The following is a 15,393-nucleotide window of genomic DNA, read 5'->3' as shown; positions in this document are numbered from 1 at the left end:
CAGATCCTGTACACATCCGGTACACAACCTGTACATACGTTTGCGCGGCCGGCTTAGACCTTGAGCGCGGGGATAATCTGCTTTTTCCGGCTCATGATGCCGGGCAGGACCACGCTGTCGCCGTCGACTTTTGCGTCAAAGGATTTTTCGGCCACCGTCTTGGTCAGATCGTTGGGGATCAGCATGGTGGCCTCTTCCTTGAGGATATCCACGACGAAAAGCAGCACCTCGTCGACGCCGTCTTCTTTTGCGACCTTCGGCATGGTTTCCATCAGCGATGCTTTGCGGTCGAGCACGATATCGGGCGCTGTGGTTTCGAGCACGGAGACGCGGAATTTCTTGCCGTCGACGGCATATTCCTTGCTGTCCATGCGCAGCAGTTCGGCATCCGAAAATGCTGAGACATCAGATTTTGCAGCAAACATTTCACCGGCGTAGGTATCGATATCGACGCCAAGGTCCTTGGCAAGCGCCTCGGCCAGATCCTTGTCGACCTCGGTTGTCGTGGGTGACCGGAAGGCCAGTGTGTCGGAAAGGATGCAGGACAGCATCAGGCCCTTGATGCCCTGTGGCATGTGGCTGGCGTGATCACCCATCATCTGGTGCATGATCGTCGCGGTGCACGCCAAGGGGCGCACCGTGATGTTGATCGGGTTCTTGGTTTCCAGACCGCCGGCCAGTTTGTGGTGGTCAATGATGGCCAGCACATCGGCGTTGTTGATGTTTGCGGGCAGTTCGGCGGGATTGTTCGTGTCCACGATCACGCAGGACTGGTTGTCATCCACGTCGGCAATGATCTCGGGAAGCTCGAACCCCCAACGCTCGGCCACGAATTTGGCTTCCGTGTTGGGCTCGCCCAGCAGGGCCGCTTTCGCGTCGATATCGGTGTGGTTCAGAAACCATTCCCAGATCAGGGGCGAGCCTGTGCTGTCGGTGTCAGGGGATTTATGGCCAAATACGAGCGTTGTCATGTGCGTCACTTTCTATCGGAGCAGGGTTTGGCCCGTATATAGAAGTGTCCACTGGGGCTGTCACCCCATCGTCTCGGTTTGAACGGTCATTGGCGGGTCTTGTCATCGGCGGGTTTTTCCAATTGGCTATGCCGAAAGGAGCACCCATGCCACGAGAGGCCGATTTATACCCCCCCATCAAGGCCTATCTGCAACGTCAGGGCTATGAGGTGAAAGGCGAGGTCGGCCCTGCCGATGTCGTCGGGCGGCGCGGTGATGAACTGGTGGTGGTGGAGCTCAAGCTGGGGTTTTCGCTGGCGCTTTTCCATCAAGGAATTGAACGCTTGCTGAACACCGAGCACGTCTATCTGGCCGTGCCCGCAGGTGGCAAAGACAAGGCACTGAAGGCGAATGTCAAACTGGCGCGGCGTGCGGGTTTGGGCGTGCTGACCGTGCGTCTGCGTGACGGGCATGTCGAGGTGCTGGCTGACCCCGGGCCCTATGCCACACGGCAGTCGAAAAAGAAGAAAACACGGCTCTTGCGCGCCTTTGAGCGGTTGCAGGGTGATCCCAATGACGGGGGTGCGACACGGCACGGTATTATCACCGGCTATCGGCAGGATGCGCTGCGCTGTGCGCGTTTTCTGGCCGTCCATGGGCCGTCAAAAGGCGCCAAGGTCAAGGAATGGGCCGAAGTCCCACAAGCCACGCAGATCATGGCGGCGGACCATTATGGCTGGTTCACACGTGTGTCGCGCGGGGTTTACGATTTGACCGATCTGGGGCGCAAGGGGTTGTCCGATTACGGGGATGTTTAAGGTCAATAATTTTCGTGAAAATTATTGACGGGATAGAAGGAATTTCGCGAAATTCCTTCGTTTTCCTTATTCCGCCCTTGTGATGGTCCAGCCCTCGTTTTCCAGAAGCTGCAGCACGCCCTGTTCACCGATCAGATGGCCCGCGCCGACGGCCACAACAATATCGTTGCGGCCTTTGACAGCATCCGTGATGACCGGAATCCAGTTCCGGTTGCGGATATTCAGCATTGATTCTTCCATTTCGTCGAACATGGCGTTCCCTTCGTCGGGGTCCATGCCGGGCACATCGGACAAGGCGAGCCGTGACATCTCCCAAAGCTGGCCGATTTCTTGCGAAAAGTAACTATCGAGCATCGCAACGAACATCTGCTGTTGCAGTTCGGGCACCAGCATGCTGATCCGGAGCATACTGATTTGTTCGTCCATGTTGTTGTCACCGAACAGATCAAACAGTGTCGTGTAGGGTTCGACCGCTTGCATGGGCACGCCTGCTGCCTGTGCATCCTCAATGATCATCTGGTCGAGGCCGCGCGCGCCCGCCATCATCTCGGCCATCGCACAGGATGGCACCGCAAGGGTCATCGACAGGTACCAGGGTTGCATTTTTGCGGCCATGAAGGATGGTATCCCGCGTTCGCCGGCGGCGACCAGAATCAGTTGCCATGTCTCTTCATCGACAAGTTCTGGCAGGGTAGGCCCGTCAACAAGAAACAGACGTTCGGGCTCGCGCGTGATCAGTTCTTCCAGTTGCGCTTCTTCTTTCGGCGTTGCCTCGAGCAGGACAAGATCGGCCGTCGCGACCCTTTCGGCCAGTTGCGCACGCAACTCTTCCAGGCGCGGATCATAGATGTGCATCGTGCCGACGACGGTGATCTCGGTCGTGTCCTTTGTTGCAGTCCAGATCAGCCCTTCGGAATAGGGCATATCGGCCACCGCTGCCGACAACTGCGCTTCCTGTTGCGGGGTCAATTGATCCAGATAGCTGTCACCCACACAGACGGCCGCTGCCGGAAATGCAATGCATGACAACAAAAACGTTGCGGCGGAGCGAAAGAACATGGGCGATCCTGTGTCTGATAATATCATCCTACAGGTAAGCGTTCCGCGCTGAGGGTCAATTCCCTCAGGCGCGGTTTTCCATGATCATGCGCTGGCCGGTCCGGATGAGCAGCCGGCCAATAAAGTCGCGCAGCGTGCGTTGCGGGGGTGGCACGATCTGCAAAGCGGGGTGCGGCGCGAGCATAGCCCCGCTGGGCAGATAGAGTGCGCCATTATCGCTGAACGCGCCGGTCGCCATCGGCACAGGCGGCCAACCCGAGGCTGTTGCGGTCAGCGCAAGCCTTGCTGGGGCGGTCCGCCGGATGACGGGTTTATGATCTGTATGATGATAGACATCGGGGCCGATCTTGTGATCGACAACATAAAACGGGGGATGCATGGACGTATCCGATCTTGAATCTTATTCTGGAGAAATTCGTGTCGGGCGTAGACGCGCGACAGCGCTGCAATGTGGTTTCTAACACCACGTAAAAAGTCGGTCCTTTCGATACATTGCAGTCTCCTTGATTCGGGTTCGAATAGCGGTTGTTTATCCCGAGGGTTGTATTTTCCCCAAGCGAATTTTTGAAAAGTCTGGCGCAGCATCAAACAATGGATGCAGCAAGGCTACACCGGTAGGTGCAGAATTCACTGTCACGCCAAGAGAAATCAGCTGAAGATGAGAAACACCAAGCCTACGCCGCCGCCAGCCAACATCAGCGTCACTTCACCGCCCAGAATGCTAAAAATACGTGCTAAACTAGTCAACTCTATCTCCTTGTGCGCAACCACTCCCGTGTCACCACAATAAAAACACTTGGCCCAATTTCATGAAATTTGGATTAAAACTAGGTGAGGTCGTCCGATAGCGCTGCGGGATCAAGGATTTCGATTTTCTGACGTGCTGATCTGATCACACCGCCCTTGACCAACTTGCTGATCGCACGGCTGACCATCTCGCGGTTCGCCCCGACAGAGCCCGCAATCTCTGCATGTGTCGGCGCGTGTTCGATAACGGCCCCTTTGAACAGTTTGGCTTCCTCTGCTGCCAGCCGCAGCAGGTATTTTCTGACCCGCTGGTCAACCGACAGGGTTGTCATCTCCATATTGCGCTCGGTCAGGGTGCGTATCCTGTCCACAAGGTTTTTCGTCATCCGGTCCCGCAGCAGGGGCACTTCGTTGAAAAGCTGCAAGAAGCTGCTGCGCGTCATTGTCAGGACCGTGGCCTCGGTTTTTGCGACAACTGCGAGCGAGCGCGGGATGCCGTCGAAGGCCGCCAACTCCCCGAAATAGGAACCGACAGGAAAGCGCGAAAAGACGATTTCGCGTCCTTGCGGTGTCCAGAAAACAGCCAGAAGCGAACCGGACAGCAAAAAGTACAGATCATAGGACGCATCGTCCTGATCTATGATCGTTTGCCATGGCGCAAGATGCTGTTCACTGACGCCCAAAGGGATGTTGCCAAAGTCGGCAGGTTTCATGCCCGCAAAAAGAGGGAGCTTGTAGCTGAGTAATTTCTCAGGGGTCATGTCCGCGACAACAGCGCAAGCGCTGCCTGCTTTTCAGGCGGTGCCGCACGACGGTGAAGCTGGCCAACCGCCTCAGCCAGAACCCCGGCATCTATTTCGCCCGCGCCCAATTGGTCGATCCGTGTGCGCAGCAACCAAAGCGCAGCACCCTGTTTGCTGGCAATGGCCGCGGCCTCTTGGCGAAAACGCGCAGCACCGGCTGTGCCGCCTTCAATATCGCAGACAAGAGCATGCAGCCGGAGCACCTCTGGATACCAGCTATGCAGGCCGTCATGCCCGTTTTCGCGCACAGCCTGCAATGCGGTCTCATAGGCTGCGGTGATATCGCCGTGCTCAGCCTGTGCCAGCGCGTAATGCGCCCGGAAATAAGGGAGCCCGATATGCGCGCCCATTGCTTCATAGGTGCTGATCGCCTGCGCGAACTGCGCGAGCCCCTCGGCGCTGGCGCTCTCAGCGGGTTGCATTACGTGCAACCACGCCGTGCCGGTGACCTGCCAGAAGGTTGAATCCTGCTTGGTGGCAATCGCGATCCCGCGCCGCACACGTTGAATGGCGGTGTCCTGCTGGCCTGCATAGTACAACGACACGGCGCCCCAGATCTGGGCCCAGGGTTGCATCACGGGGATATTCAGCTGCCGTTGATGGGCATCCGTTTCCATGATCATTTCCGTGATCAGATGCGTTTGCCCGCAAATGGCGCGTGCCACGCAATCAAACATATGTGCCGCAGCGAATGTATCGGCGCCATAGCTGGCGATCATCGCGCCATGGGTGTTGATGTCGTAATGCTTGCGCAGCGATTTGAACGTGGTCAACGCTCTTGCGAAGTTGCCGGTGTAGAAATGCAAGGCCGTATCTGTATTCAAAGAGGCCAGCCGCAATTCGTTATCGGGCCTGTCCGGCGGCGCTTTGTTCGCCGCTTTGCGCAGCATATCGGCGAACCGCGTTGCGGCCTTCTTGTCGCCCGACACAATGGCATGGGTGAAGCTGCCGTAAAGGGCGGGACCGTTTGCAGAGGAATGTGCATCCTTGCCGCTTGCCAGCTTTGCGACGGTTTCAAAGGCTGCCTTTACCGAGTCAGCGGTAAATCCCTGCGTCTGCATCCGGATTGATCCCAGCGCCGAATAGCAGGCGATTTCGAGCGTGCGGACGTCGACGTTTGCAGGTGCTTTCGCGCACAGAGCAATGGCGGCCAGCACATGCGCTTCGGCATCGTCAAAGGCCCCCTGAGACAGTGCCCAGCGGCTGACCGAAAGATAATTCTCGATCGCCGGAATATGTTGTTCTGCGCGGCTGAGATGGGTCGTCAGCAGGGCCGGATTGCGCATCACGGCATCGACATGGTCTTGCTTGAGATGTGCTGCAATCCTGGCGTGATAGGCGATGCGCTTGTTCCGCAAGAGGCTGTCATAGGCCGCTTGGTGCAAGAGCGCATGGGCAAACCCCCATTTGGCGACACCAAGTTTTTTCAGCACACCTTTTCTGCAGGCCTCTTCCAGATGCATATCAAGGGGTGCGTGATCTGATGCGATGGCCTCGAGCGTGTCCAAGGTAAAGGTTTGCCCGATGACCGCTGCGCACTGCAACACGGCTTTGGTCGGTCCTGTCGCATCAATCTGATCCGCCAACAGGTCCTTCAGAGAGCCCGGAACATCTGCGGATAGGATGTCGTCGACAGCGTTCCGCTTGGACAAATGCTCGATGAACAAAGGGATCCCTGCGGATTGTGAAATCACAAAGGCCTTCTGGCTGTGTGAGGGCGGTACATCTGAAACGGCATCGAGCATATCGGCGGCCTCCGCGTCGGAGAGTGGGGCGAGGGTAATCACCGTGATCCGGGACTGGTCGAGGTGCTTGCCGATTTTGCTATCGTCGCGGCTGGTCATCAGGATTTGATGATCATGATCGCCGGCGTTTTCCAGAATATGCCGCAGGACGCCGAAACTGGCGTTGTCCAGCCAATGCAGGTCTTCAAAAACAAGCAGCCCAGCGGGTTGCGCCGCAGATATTGCTTGCCAGAGGCTGTCTTCGATCAGCGCCTTGAGGGCCACATTGCTGCGATCAATCAAAAGGCTCTGGCCCTCGGGCAATCCCAAAACCAGTGCAAGCGCGCGTTGGGTTTCGTCTTCGAGGGCCGGGAAAACTGTAACGATATCCGTGAAATCCGGCAGTGTGCTGCCGGTCTTATGCAAGAGCCACTGCGCGAAGGGCTGATAGCTGCTGGGTGTTTTGACGCCGTCGGCGGCAAAGGTTGTCGCTGCGGGCGCCTCTTGCGCCAAATGCCGCGCAAGCGCGGATTTACCAATTCCCGCCTGCCCCAGTACCAGAACGGGATCACTGCTCAGACTGATCTGCGCGCGTGTGTCTTTACGCCCGACGAAGGGCGCGAAAGTTGTGACAGCCGGCTTTTGGTTTGCAAGTGGCCGGAACAGGGTCTGCGCCTCGGCGAAGCCTTTGAGGGTCTGGTTGCCGATTTCTTCTGTTGCGATAGCGCCGCGGAGCAGGGCCTTGGTGCTGGCCGAGATCAACACCGTGCCGGGGGCGGCCTGTTGCTGGATCCGCCGCGCAAGCGTGGTGACCATGCCGGTCGCGCGCGGCAGGTTTTCGCGCCCTCTGTCGATGCGCACAGCGGCATCACCCGTCGCCACTCCGATGCGCAGCCGCGTTGTGATGCCTTGGCTTGCACCGGCGTTGATCTCTTCAAGGGCGGTCATCGCGGCACTGACAGCCCTTGACGCGGCGAGTTCGTCAGCGCGGGCGAGACCGAAGAGTGCGACAACACCGTCACCCAGATATTCTGTGACCTCGCCGCCCTGTGCCTCGATAATGCGGCGCGCCTGACCGTAGAACTCTTCCAGCCAGTGTTCGAGATCCTCGGGATCAGCACTGCTGGCGATGCTGCTGAACCCGACAATATCCATGAAAACAGCCGTAATCTGCCTGCGCTCACCTTGTGCGTGGCCAGTCGTCTGTGATGTGGGATCGCTGATCGCGTTATCTGTTCTCATGCGGCTGCCACTATATGCGTGTTTTCAGCGCTTCCAAGCGCCGAATGCAGATAGCTTCGCCCGCGCGCGTCCTTTGAAGGCGCTCTATTTACCCCGCCAGACCGGTGCGCGCTTTTCAATGAACGCGCGCGCGCCTTCGGCGGCGTCGGCGGTCTGCCCGATTTGATGGATGATCTCGTCATTGGCGGGCCAATGGGCAGCATCATTCTCCGCCAGAGCCCTGTTGGCGATGGCCAGCGTATGGCGCACCGCCAGCGGGGCGTTTGCGGCGATCTGGGCGGCGATGGTCCGGGCGGTCTGCAAGGCGGCACCATCGGGGGTGATACGGTTGATCAGCCCCCAGTCGGCGGCCTCTTGCGCGCCGAAAGCGGCCCCTGTCAGCAGGATTTCATTGGCCCGCACCCGCGGGATCGTCACCGGCAGGCGCACGGCGCCGCCCGCACCGGGGATCAGCCCGATCCGCACTTCGGGCAACGCAAACTGTGTAGATGCCCCGGCAACAACCAGATCGCAGGCCAACATCATTTCAAATCCACCGGCGAGTGCGGCCCCTTCCACGGCGGCAATGACGGGCTTTGTGCGGGCGCGCTTTACGAAACCGCCAAAGCCGTACTGACCAAAGAGGATCACATCGCCTGCGCCTGCCGCAAAGGCCTTGAGGTCCATACCCGCGCAGAAAAGCGCACCTGTGCCGTTCAGGATCGCGACACGTACATCGGGGTCTGCCTCGACCTTGTCGAATGCCGTGCGGATACCGTCGCAGACCTCCGGGTTGATGGCATTGCGCTGGTCCGGGCGGTTCAACGTGACCGTCGCGATGCCATTTTCGGCGTGATAAAGAACAACATCATTGCTCATTTTCGGCTTCCTCTGCTGCACGCGCCCGCAAGGTGGCGCGGATAATCTTGCCGGTCGTGGTCATGGGCATATCATGGATGAAGCGGACGACGCGGGGGAATTCATAGGCGGCAAGTCTGGTTTTGACGTGTTCTGCGATCTCGGTGGCCAGAGCATCTGACGCCTCAAAGCCTGCGGCAAGTTGAATATAGGCAGCTACCACTGATCCGCGGAGCGCATCAGGTTTGCCGACAACGCCCGCCAACTGCACCGCAGGATGTGTCAGCAGGCAGTCTTCGATCTCGGCGGGGCCGATGCGGTAGCCACCCGAACTGATGATGTCATCGTCGCGGCCGATAAACTGCAGGCGGCCTGTGGGTGTCTTGCGGCCCCGATCACCGGTCAGCAGCCATTTTTCGCCTGCAATATCAATGAATTTCCGGGCCGTGGCGTCAGGGTTGTTCCAATAGTGCAGAAACATCACCGGATCAGGTGCGCGCACGGCGATGCTGCCCTCTTCGCCGGTGGTGCAAAGCGTGCGGGTTTCTTCGTTCACAACGTCAACTTTGTGGCCCGGTACGGCAAAGCCCATGACGCCCGGTTCTGCCGGCGCAAGGGCCGCGCAGGATGAGACGATCATGTTGCACTCGGTCTGCCCATAGAATTCGTTGATGGTGGTGCCAAAGACCTGCTGGCCCCACGCGATAAGCTCCTTGCCCAAGGTTTCGCCGCCCGAGGCGACCGAGCGCATGGGAACGGGTTCGGCGGGTGTATCAAGGCGCATAAGTTTGAGCGCCGTTGGCGGCAGGAATGCGTTCTGAATACCGTGGATGCGGATCAGGTCAAATGCGGCTTGCGCGGTGAATTTGCGGAACCGGCAGGCCACGACCGGCACGCCATGGTGCAGCGCGGGCATCAGCACATCAAGCAAACCGCCGATCCATGCCCAATCGGCGGGTGTCCAGATCTTGTCGCCGGGCTGGGGAAAGAAATCATGGCTCATTTCCACACCGGGCAGATGCCCCAGAAGAATGCGGTGGGCATGCAGGGCCCCTTTGGGTGCACCTGTTGTCCCAGAGGTATAGATCAGGATGGCAGGGTCATCTGCCTTGGTTGGATGCGGGGTAAAATCGGTGGATTGCGCGTCGCAGAGTGTCTGAAAGTCTGTGGCCTGCGTGTTCTTGCCATCAACGCTGATCACCGTGCGCAGATCGGGCAATTCGGGCATCAGATTCAGGATCGTTTGCATATTTTCACTGTTGGTGATGATCGTCGTGGTGCCTGAATCCCGCAGTCTGTGGCGCAGTGCATCAGGCCCGAAAAGTGTAAAAAGCGGCAGGGAAACGCAGCCCATTTTGGTGATCGCCGCATGCGCCACCGCCGTTTCAAAACACTGCGGCAACAATACCGCGATCCGGTCGCCCACAGAGGCCGTTTGTGACAGGGCATTGGCAAGCTGGTTGGAGCGGTCGCGCAGTGCCGCAAAACTGTGTTCCGTGGCGTTGCCATCGGCGTCAATATCAATGATCGCGCAGCGGTCAGGTGTCAGGTCGGCATGCCTGTCGCAAATGTCGACGCCTATGTTGTAATTATCGGGGATGCGCCACCTGAAGTGATCGCGGGTTTCGGTGATGGTTGGGTGTTTGACGAGCATGATGAGCGACAAATTGAGCGTCTATGTCATGGCTGTCAAACGAAGAACACAATCGGTGGATTGATGCGACGTGCCGAGGGGGTTGGCACGGCCTTTTGTTCCGCGAAACCGCCACGTTTGACTGCCACAAAAGACTGTGTCCGGTGACTCATATTCGCCCAAATTTTGCCACCTCGCGGAATTACGCAAGGAGTATGCGTATTCTCATTGCCGAAGACGAGCCTGTGCTCGCCAGCCAACTAAAGAAAACACTGGTGTCCGAGGGGCTCACCGTTGACGTGGCAGTCGACGGTGCCGAAGCGCAGTATCTTGGTGAAACTGAACCCTATGATGTGATCATTCTGGACCTCGGCCTGCCCATTCGGGATGGTCTGACGGTGCTGAAGAATTTGCGCAGCGGCGGCAACGATACAGCGATTCTGATTCTGACAGCGCGCAACGACTGGACGGACCGCGTGGATGGTCTTGATGCGGGTGCAGATGATTATCTGACCAAGCCGTTCCATATGGCGGAACTTTCGGCGCGGGTGCGTGCCCTGATCCGCCGCAAGGCAGGCAAAGCGACGCCGGTTTTCACAAAGGATGACGTGACCTTTGATACACGTAACAATCAGGTTACTGTTCAAGGCGTGCCAACCAATCTGACGTCACAGGAAATCGCGGTGCTGTCCTATCTGTTCCACAACTCGGGTCGGCTTGTGTCACGGACGGAGCTGTCCGATCATATCTATCAGCATGAAGGTGACCGTGATTCCAACACGATCGCTGTCTTTGTGAACCGTCTCCGCAAGAAACTGGGGAGCAACCTGATCGAGACTGTGCGCGGCAGGGGCTACGTCATCAAAGCAACCGCATGACATCGTTACGCGCCCGCGCAGTGACAGGCGGCATCCTTTGGGCGGTCGCGATCATCGTTTTGGGTTTGGCGGGCCTGTCATCCTATATGGCATCACAGGCCCAAGCCCGTTTTCTTGATGTGCTGGAAACACGCCATTCGCAGGCTGTCGTTGCGGTTACAAACAATAGCGACACTACCGATGGTCTGGACCGCGCGATCGGTGATCTGGTGTATCAGGTGCCGCTGTCGGGCCAGTACTGGCAGGTTGAGACCGAGGATGGCAGGATTTATGCGTCGCCATCGTTGGGAGAGGCGCGTTTGCCCGCCGCAGTCGGGCGCTCGGAGGTTGCCCAACGGCGTGAGTTTCTGGGCCCCAATAACGAAGCCCTGTTTGGTATAGGTCAATGGATCCCTGTTCGTGATGGCGCGCTTTGGCATGTTCAGGTGGCTTCGTCGCTGCGGAGCTTTGATGAAGAGCAGATGGACCTGCGGCGCACGCTTTTGACGGCTTTTGCTTTTGTTGCCTTCATGGGCGTCTTGGGTGCGTTGACACAGGTTGCAGTGGTGTTGCGGCCCCTCAACAAGCTGCGACAGGACGTTTCCGGCAAATGGGAACAGGACGGCGGGATGAAAGTCGCCGACTATCCGGTCGAGGTTGCCCCGTTGGTGAATGACATCAACACCCTGATGGAGCGCAACCGCGATATCATGCGCCGCTCACGCAGGCAGGCTGCAGACCTCGCCCATGCCATCAAGACCCCGTCGGCCATTATGCGCAACGAGTTGGATATGCTCATAATGAACGGTCACGATGTGCATGAAGCCGTGGATGCGTTGGATCGGCTGGATGCGCAGCTCAAACGGTCCTTTGCGCGGATGCGCGCGGATGGCACTGACAGCACGATGGCTGTTGCGACGCCGCTGGATGTCGCCCTGGGCCGCATGCAGCGTGCCTTTAACGCGCTTGCACAAAACGAAGGCAAGACATTCACCGCCAGTTTTGATCCCGGAATGCGCGTGCGTATGGACCAGAGCGATTTTGAAGAGGTGATGGGCAACCTTCTGGACAATGCGCTGAAGTGGGCCGCCTCTGAGGTGCGGCTAAAAGCGGACCTGACGAAAGACGGCCAGATCATGATCACCATTGCGGATGACGGTCCCGGTATTCCCAAGGAAGAGATCGCCAAGGCCACCCAGAGCGGGCAGCGGCTTGATACATCCAAGCCCGGTACCGGTCTCGGGCTCGCGATTGCGCATGACTTGATCCATGCCTACGGCGGCAAGATCCTGCTGTCCAAGGATGAAAGACTCGGCGGGCTGGCCGTACATCTGCGTCTGCCTGTCGCGGCCTCTAAGCGCCCCGATTAAAGAGTCCGCTCATGGCACGGCTGACAAGGCCGCTGACCGAAGGTTTCCTGGCGGCATGAAATGGAAGGGGGCGGCACACCTCGATCGCGGCAACGCCAACGCGCGCGGTGAGTGCGCCATTGATGACGCCTTCGCCAAAGCGCCGAGAAACCTTTGACAGCACCCCGCCGCCGGCAACCGAGCTGATCAGATCATCACCCACAGCGACGGCACCGGTTGCGACCAGATGGGTCAGCACAGTGCGCGTCAGCCGCCAGCTGCCCAAGGTTCCTGCGCGCCCACCATAGATTTCCGCGATCCGCCGGATCATGCGCAGATTTGCTGTGAGGGCCGTAAATAGGTCGGCCAATGCAATGGGGACGATGGCGGTGACGGTGGCAACTTGGCGTGCGGCGGCCTCAACTTCGCGCTGGACGCGGGCGTCAAGCGGGGTGAGCAGGGTGGTTTCGGCAAGGCCGAGCAGGCCGTCGGCATCAAGCACTTCATCGCGGCGGGACGTCAGTTCAGCGCGTCCCCAAGCGGTGTCGTCGCGGTTGCTGTAAAGCTTTTCCAGTGAAGCGATGACACCGCGTGCCTGTTTCAGATCGTGTGACAGCAAGGCCGCTTGTGCCTGATGCTGGATCTGGTCGAGTTTGCGCAAGCGACCAAAGGCAGCCAGTTCGCGCAGGGCGATGATGGCGAGGACGGCGAGGAGAAGCGCCACGAGCGCCGTGGCGATGCCGCCCAGAATGGGCGAGCGCGCCAGAAGTGTATTGATGTAATCCCATGCCGCCAGTGACACCACAAAGCCCGTCAGGGCGATTGTGACGGACCAGAACCAGCGCGCGAGGCGTGAGGGGCGGCGCGCCGCGATCGCCGCGACCTGCTGCATTGCGGCACCTTGCGGCACATCGGGTACGGCAGGGGCCATGTCGGGTTGTGCGGCTTTGGTGCCTTCGAGGTCGATCAGTACTGGGCCACGGGTCATAGCCGGTCTCCGAATAGAAACTGCGCGGCTTTATCCAGCCGGATATGGGGTGGTCCGTCTCCGGGGCGGCGGGTCAGGGGCGCGGGGGCAAAGTTCATAATGCTGTAATCCGCGTCCAGCCATTTGTCTGAGCCTTGCTGTGCGGGGGTCAGCAGATGCGCGGGATCTTCGGGCAGCTTGCCGGGGTAGAAGGCGGCTTGTTTATTGGTGTCGCGCAGGCGGCCACGCACAACATCTAGGGGGCCGTCCTTGTGATCAACCGTTTCTTCCACGGTCGTGCGCAGGGCGGCGATGGACATGGCTGCGGTCTGTGCGCCTGCGAAATCGGCGCGGTCTTTGGCCTCGCGCAAAAGAGCCTCAGTAATCGCAGTCAGTTGCGGGTGTTGGCTGTGGTGCAGGTGGTCGGCTTTGGTGGCGGCGAAAAGGATCTTTTCGACGCGACGGCCTTGGAAAATGCGGGTCAGGAAGGCGTTGCGCCCGGGGCGGAAGGCCCCGAGGATGCGCGCCATGGCATTGCGCAGGTCGTCAAGGGCGGCGGGCCCTGCATGGATCGCGCCCAGCACATCGACCAGCACGATCTGACGGTCAATCTTGGCGAAATGATCCTGAAAGAACGGGCGCACGATATTGCGTTTGTAGCTTTCAAAGCGCCGCTCAAATTCTCGGCCCAATGACCCGCGTGGATAACGCGCATCGGGCAGGGGTGCAAAAGTCAGGACAGGCGATCCGGCAAGATCACCGGGAAGCAGGAAACGACCGGGCGAGCAGTCGGAAAAGCCTGCTTCGCGGGCCTCTTTCAGGTGGGCGGTGAAGCGTTCGGCGAGCACCTGCGCTTCGGGTTCATCAAGCGGGACTGTGGGGTCTACACCTGCGACCAATGCAACATAATCGTCACCCCCGGGCCGGCCTTTGGCGCGTGCAAGAGCGGCCTTTGACCATTCGGCGTAGGATTGATCAAGCAGGCCAAGGTCTAACAGCCATTCGCCGGGGTAATCGACGATGTCGATATGCACGGTGCGCGGGCCGGAAAGGCCCGATAACAGACCGCTGGGCTGGACGCGCAAGGACAGCCGCAATTCGCTGATCTGGCGGGTGCCTTGCGGCCAGCTTGGGTCAGGTGCGGTCAGTTGCGCAAGATAGGTTTCATAGGCAAAGCGCGGCACGGTATCGTCGGGCTGGGGTTGCAGATAGGCGGTGCGGATGGCACCCGATGCCGCGGCCTCAAGCTGGGGCATGCGGCCACGGTCCATCAGGTTGGCGACCAGCGAGGTGATGAAAACCGTTTTGCCCGCGCGCGACAGGCCTGTGACGCCTAGGCGGATCACCGGATCGCTGAAAGGGGCGGTCAGTGTATGGCCCACGCCCTCGACAGTGCGTGTGATCTGATCTGCGATTGTTGCGATAACCAAAATCGGCCCTTTCCGTGCTTTGATTGAAGATAGGCACGCTGTGACGCGATGTGTAGGGATTGATTTTGCCCGATGCTCCCCCTAATCCGGTCCAATGCCCCGTTATGCCCTTCTTGTTGAATATCATGGCGCACCCTTTGCAGGGTGGCAGCGGCAGAATGATCAGCCTTCCGTTCAGGGCGCGATTGAAGCGGCTTTGGCCAAGCTGGAGCCGCGCGACCACACCATTGCCGCCGCCGGGCGCACCGATGCCGGGGTCAATGCCACAGGGCAGGTGGCGCATTGTGATCTGGAAAAGGATTGGGATCCGTTCCGTCTGTCCGAAGCGTTGAATTTCCACCTTAAGCCCGCGCCAGTGGCGATCGTCGCCTGTGTGCAGGTTGCCGATGACTGGCATGCGCGGTTTGATGCAGTGGAGCGCCGGTATCTCTTTCGCCTGATGTCGCGGCGCGCGCCGCTGACGTTTGAGGCGGGACAGATGTGGCGTGTGAACCATACGCTTGATGCGGCAGCGATGCAGGCGGGGGCGGATCAATTGCTGGGCCAACATGATTTTACGACCTTCCGCTCCTCGATCTGTCAGGCGAAGAGTCCGGTGAAAACGCTGGATGAATTGCGGATCGAGGTTGTGCCGCATGATCACGGCACCGAATACCGGTTCCATGTGCGGGCACGGTCGTTCCTGCACAATCAGGTGCGCAGCTTTGTGGGCACGCTTGAACGCGTTGGTGCGGGGGCCTGGACGCCCGACGATGTTGGGGCGGCTTTGGCGGCGAAGGATCGTGCAGCCTGTGGTCCTGTTTGCCCGCCACAGGGGCTCTATCTGGCGGGGGTGACCTACCCCGAAAACCCCTTTGCGTAAGTTCCGTCTTTTCAGAAGTCGCTCGACGCGGATGGAAAACATCCTATCATCCCGATGTGATTGGTAAATTGAGCCTGACACCTTTAGGCCACCCAAGACGACTGGAAAGAAGAGC

13 protein-coding genes are annotated in these 15,393 nt (G+C 59.1%); 4 read left to right on the top strand and 9 right to left on the bottom strand.

Going from position 1 to position 15,393, the window contains the following annotated elements; translation table 11 throughout:
• Window positions 1-53 precede the first annotated feature (53 nt).
• A complete protein-coding gene (locus SJY29_RS14365; protein ID WP_400084043.1) occupies window positions 54-971 on the bottom strand; it encodes a manganese-dependent inorganic pyrophosphatase in 918 nt (305 codons plus the stop codon).
• 146 nt (window positions 972-1,117) lie between these two features.
• Here SJY29_RS14365 and SJY29_RS14360 point away from each other — a divergent pair, with 146 nt between their 5' ends.
• The gene (locus SJY29_RS14360) at window positions 1,118-1,768 is read left to right on the top strand and encodes a DUF2161 domain-containing phosphodiesterase (RefSeq protein WP_400084040.1); all 651 of its coding nucleotides are present in this window, start codon (window positions 1,118-1,120) and stop codon (window positions 1,766-1,768) included.
• A 66-nt stretch (window positions 1,769-1,834) separates the two neighbouring features.
• Here SJY29_RS14360 and SJY29_RS14355 read toward each other — a convergent pair whose 3' ends face one another.
• The 6 genes from SJY29_RS14355 to SJY29_RS14330 form a co-directional block, all read right to left on the bottom strand.
• Window positions 1,835-2,827: a TraB/GumN family protein gene (locus SJY29_RS14355; protein ID WP_400084037.1), complete on the bottom strand. Its 993-nt coding sequence runs from the start codon at window positions 2,825-2,827 to the stop codon at window positions 1,835-1,837.
• Between the two features lie 64 nt (window positions 2,828-2,891).
• Window positions 2,892-3,206: a hypothetical protein gene (locus SJY29_RS14350; RefSeq protein WP_055294941.1), complete on the bottom strand. Its 315-nt coding sequence runs from the start codon at window positions 3,204-3,206 to the stop codon at window positions 2,892-2,894.
• 448 nt (window positions 3,207-3,654) lie between these two features.
• Window positions 3,655-4,335, bottom strand: coding sequence for a Crp/Fnr family transcriptional regulator (locus SJY29_RS14345; protein WP_400084034.1), 681 nt, complete (start codon window positions 4,333-4,335; stop codon window positions 3,655-3,657).
• Complete coding sequence (locus SJY29_RS14340) at window positions 4,332-7,343, bottom strand: ATP-binding protein (protein WP_400084031.1); 3,012 nt, start codon at window positions 7,341-7,343, stop codon at window positions 4,332-4,334. The genes SJY29_RS14345 and SJY29_RS14340 overlap by 4 nt, the downstream gene beginning before the upstream one ends.
• 84 nt (window positions 7,344-7,427) lie before the next feature.
• Window positions 7,428-8,201, bottom strand: a complete 774-nt coding sequence (locus SJY29_RS14335; RefSeq protein WP_400084028.1) for a crotonase/enoyl-CoA hydratase family protein — start codon at window positions 8,199-8,201, stop codon at window positions 7,428-7,430.
• Complete coding sequence (locus tag SJY29_RS14330; RefSeq protein ID WP_400084026.1) at window positions 8,191-9,834, bottom strand: AMP-binding protein; 1,644 nt, start codon at window positions 9,832-9,834, stop codon at window positions 8,191-8,193. Before SJY29_RS14330 ends, SJY29_RS14335 begins: the two co-directional genes overlap by 11 nt.
• A 194-nt stretch (window positions 9,835-10,028) precedes the next feature.
• On the opposite strand from SJY29_RS14330, the gene SJY29_RS14325 reads away from it, so the two are divergent.
• Together SJY29_RS14325 and SJY29_RS14320 are read left to right on the top strand one after the other, a co-directional pair.
• The gene (locus SJY29_RS14325; protein WP_110277939.1) at window positions 10,029-10,691 is read left to right on the top strand and encodes a response regulator transcription factor; all 663 of its coding nucleotides are present in this window, start codon (window positions 10,029-10,031) and stop codon (window positions 10,689-10,691) included.
• Window positions 10,688-12,040 carry a sensor histidine kinase gene (locus tag SJY29_RS14320; protein WP_400084022.1) on the top strand — a complete coding sequence of 451 codons (1,353 nt, stop codon included), beginning with the start codon at window positions 10,688-10,690 and terminating at the stop codon, window positions 12,038-12,040. The genes SJY29_RS14325 and SJY29_RS14320 overlap by 4 nt, the downstream gene beginning before the upstream one ends.
• Here SJY29_RS14320 and SJY29_RS14315 read toward each other — a convergent pair.
• Together SJY29_RS14315 and SJY29_RS14310 are read right to left on the bottom strand one after the other, a co-directional pair.
• Window positions 12,024-13,007: a YcjF family protein gene (locus SJY29_RS14315; protein WP_400084019.1), complete on the bottom strand. Its 984-nt coding sequence runs from the start codon at window positions 13,005-13,007 to the stop codon at window positions 12,024-12,026. The two genes, SJY29_RS14320 and SJY29_RS14315, sit on opposite strands and share 17 nt — an antisense overlap.
• The gene (locus SJY29_RS14310; protein ID WP_400084016.1) at window positions 13,004-14,416 is read right to left on the bottom strand and encodes a YcjX family protein; all 1,413 of its coding nucleotides are present in this window, start codon (window positions 14,414-14,416) and stop codon (window positions 13,004-13,006) included. Before SJY29_RS14310 ends, SJY29_RS14315 begins: the two co-directional genes overlap by 4 nt.
• Before the next feature lie 94 nt (window positions 14,417-14,510).
• On the opposite strand from SJY29_RS14310, the gene truA reads away from it, so the two are divergent.
• Entirely contained in the window at window positions 14,511-15,278 is a 768-nt protein-coding gene (truA, locus tag SJY29_RS14305; RefSeq protein WP_400084013.1) for a tRNA pseudouridine(38-40) synthase TruA, read from the top strand.
• The last annotated feature ends 115 nt before the right edge of the window (window positions 15,279-15,393 follow it).

It is taken from the genome of Yoonia sp. R78084, assembly GCF_044595625.1.
Taxonomy (GTDB): Bacteria; Pseudomonadota; Alphaproteobacteria; order Rhodobacterales; family Rhodobacteraceae; genus Yoonia.
The sequence above is the reverse complement of the archived record's forward strand: the minus strand, read 5'-3'. Positions and strand labels throughout refer to the sequence as shown.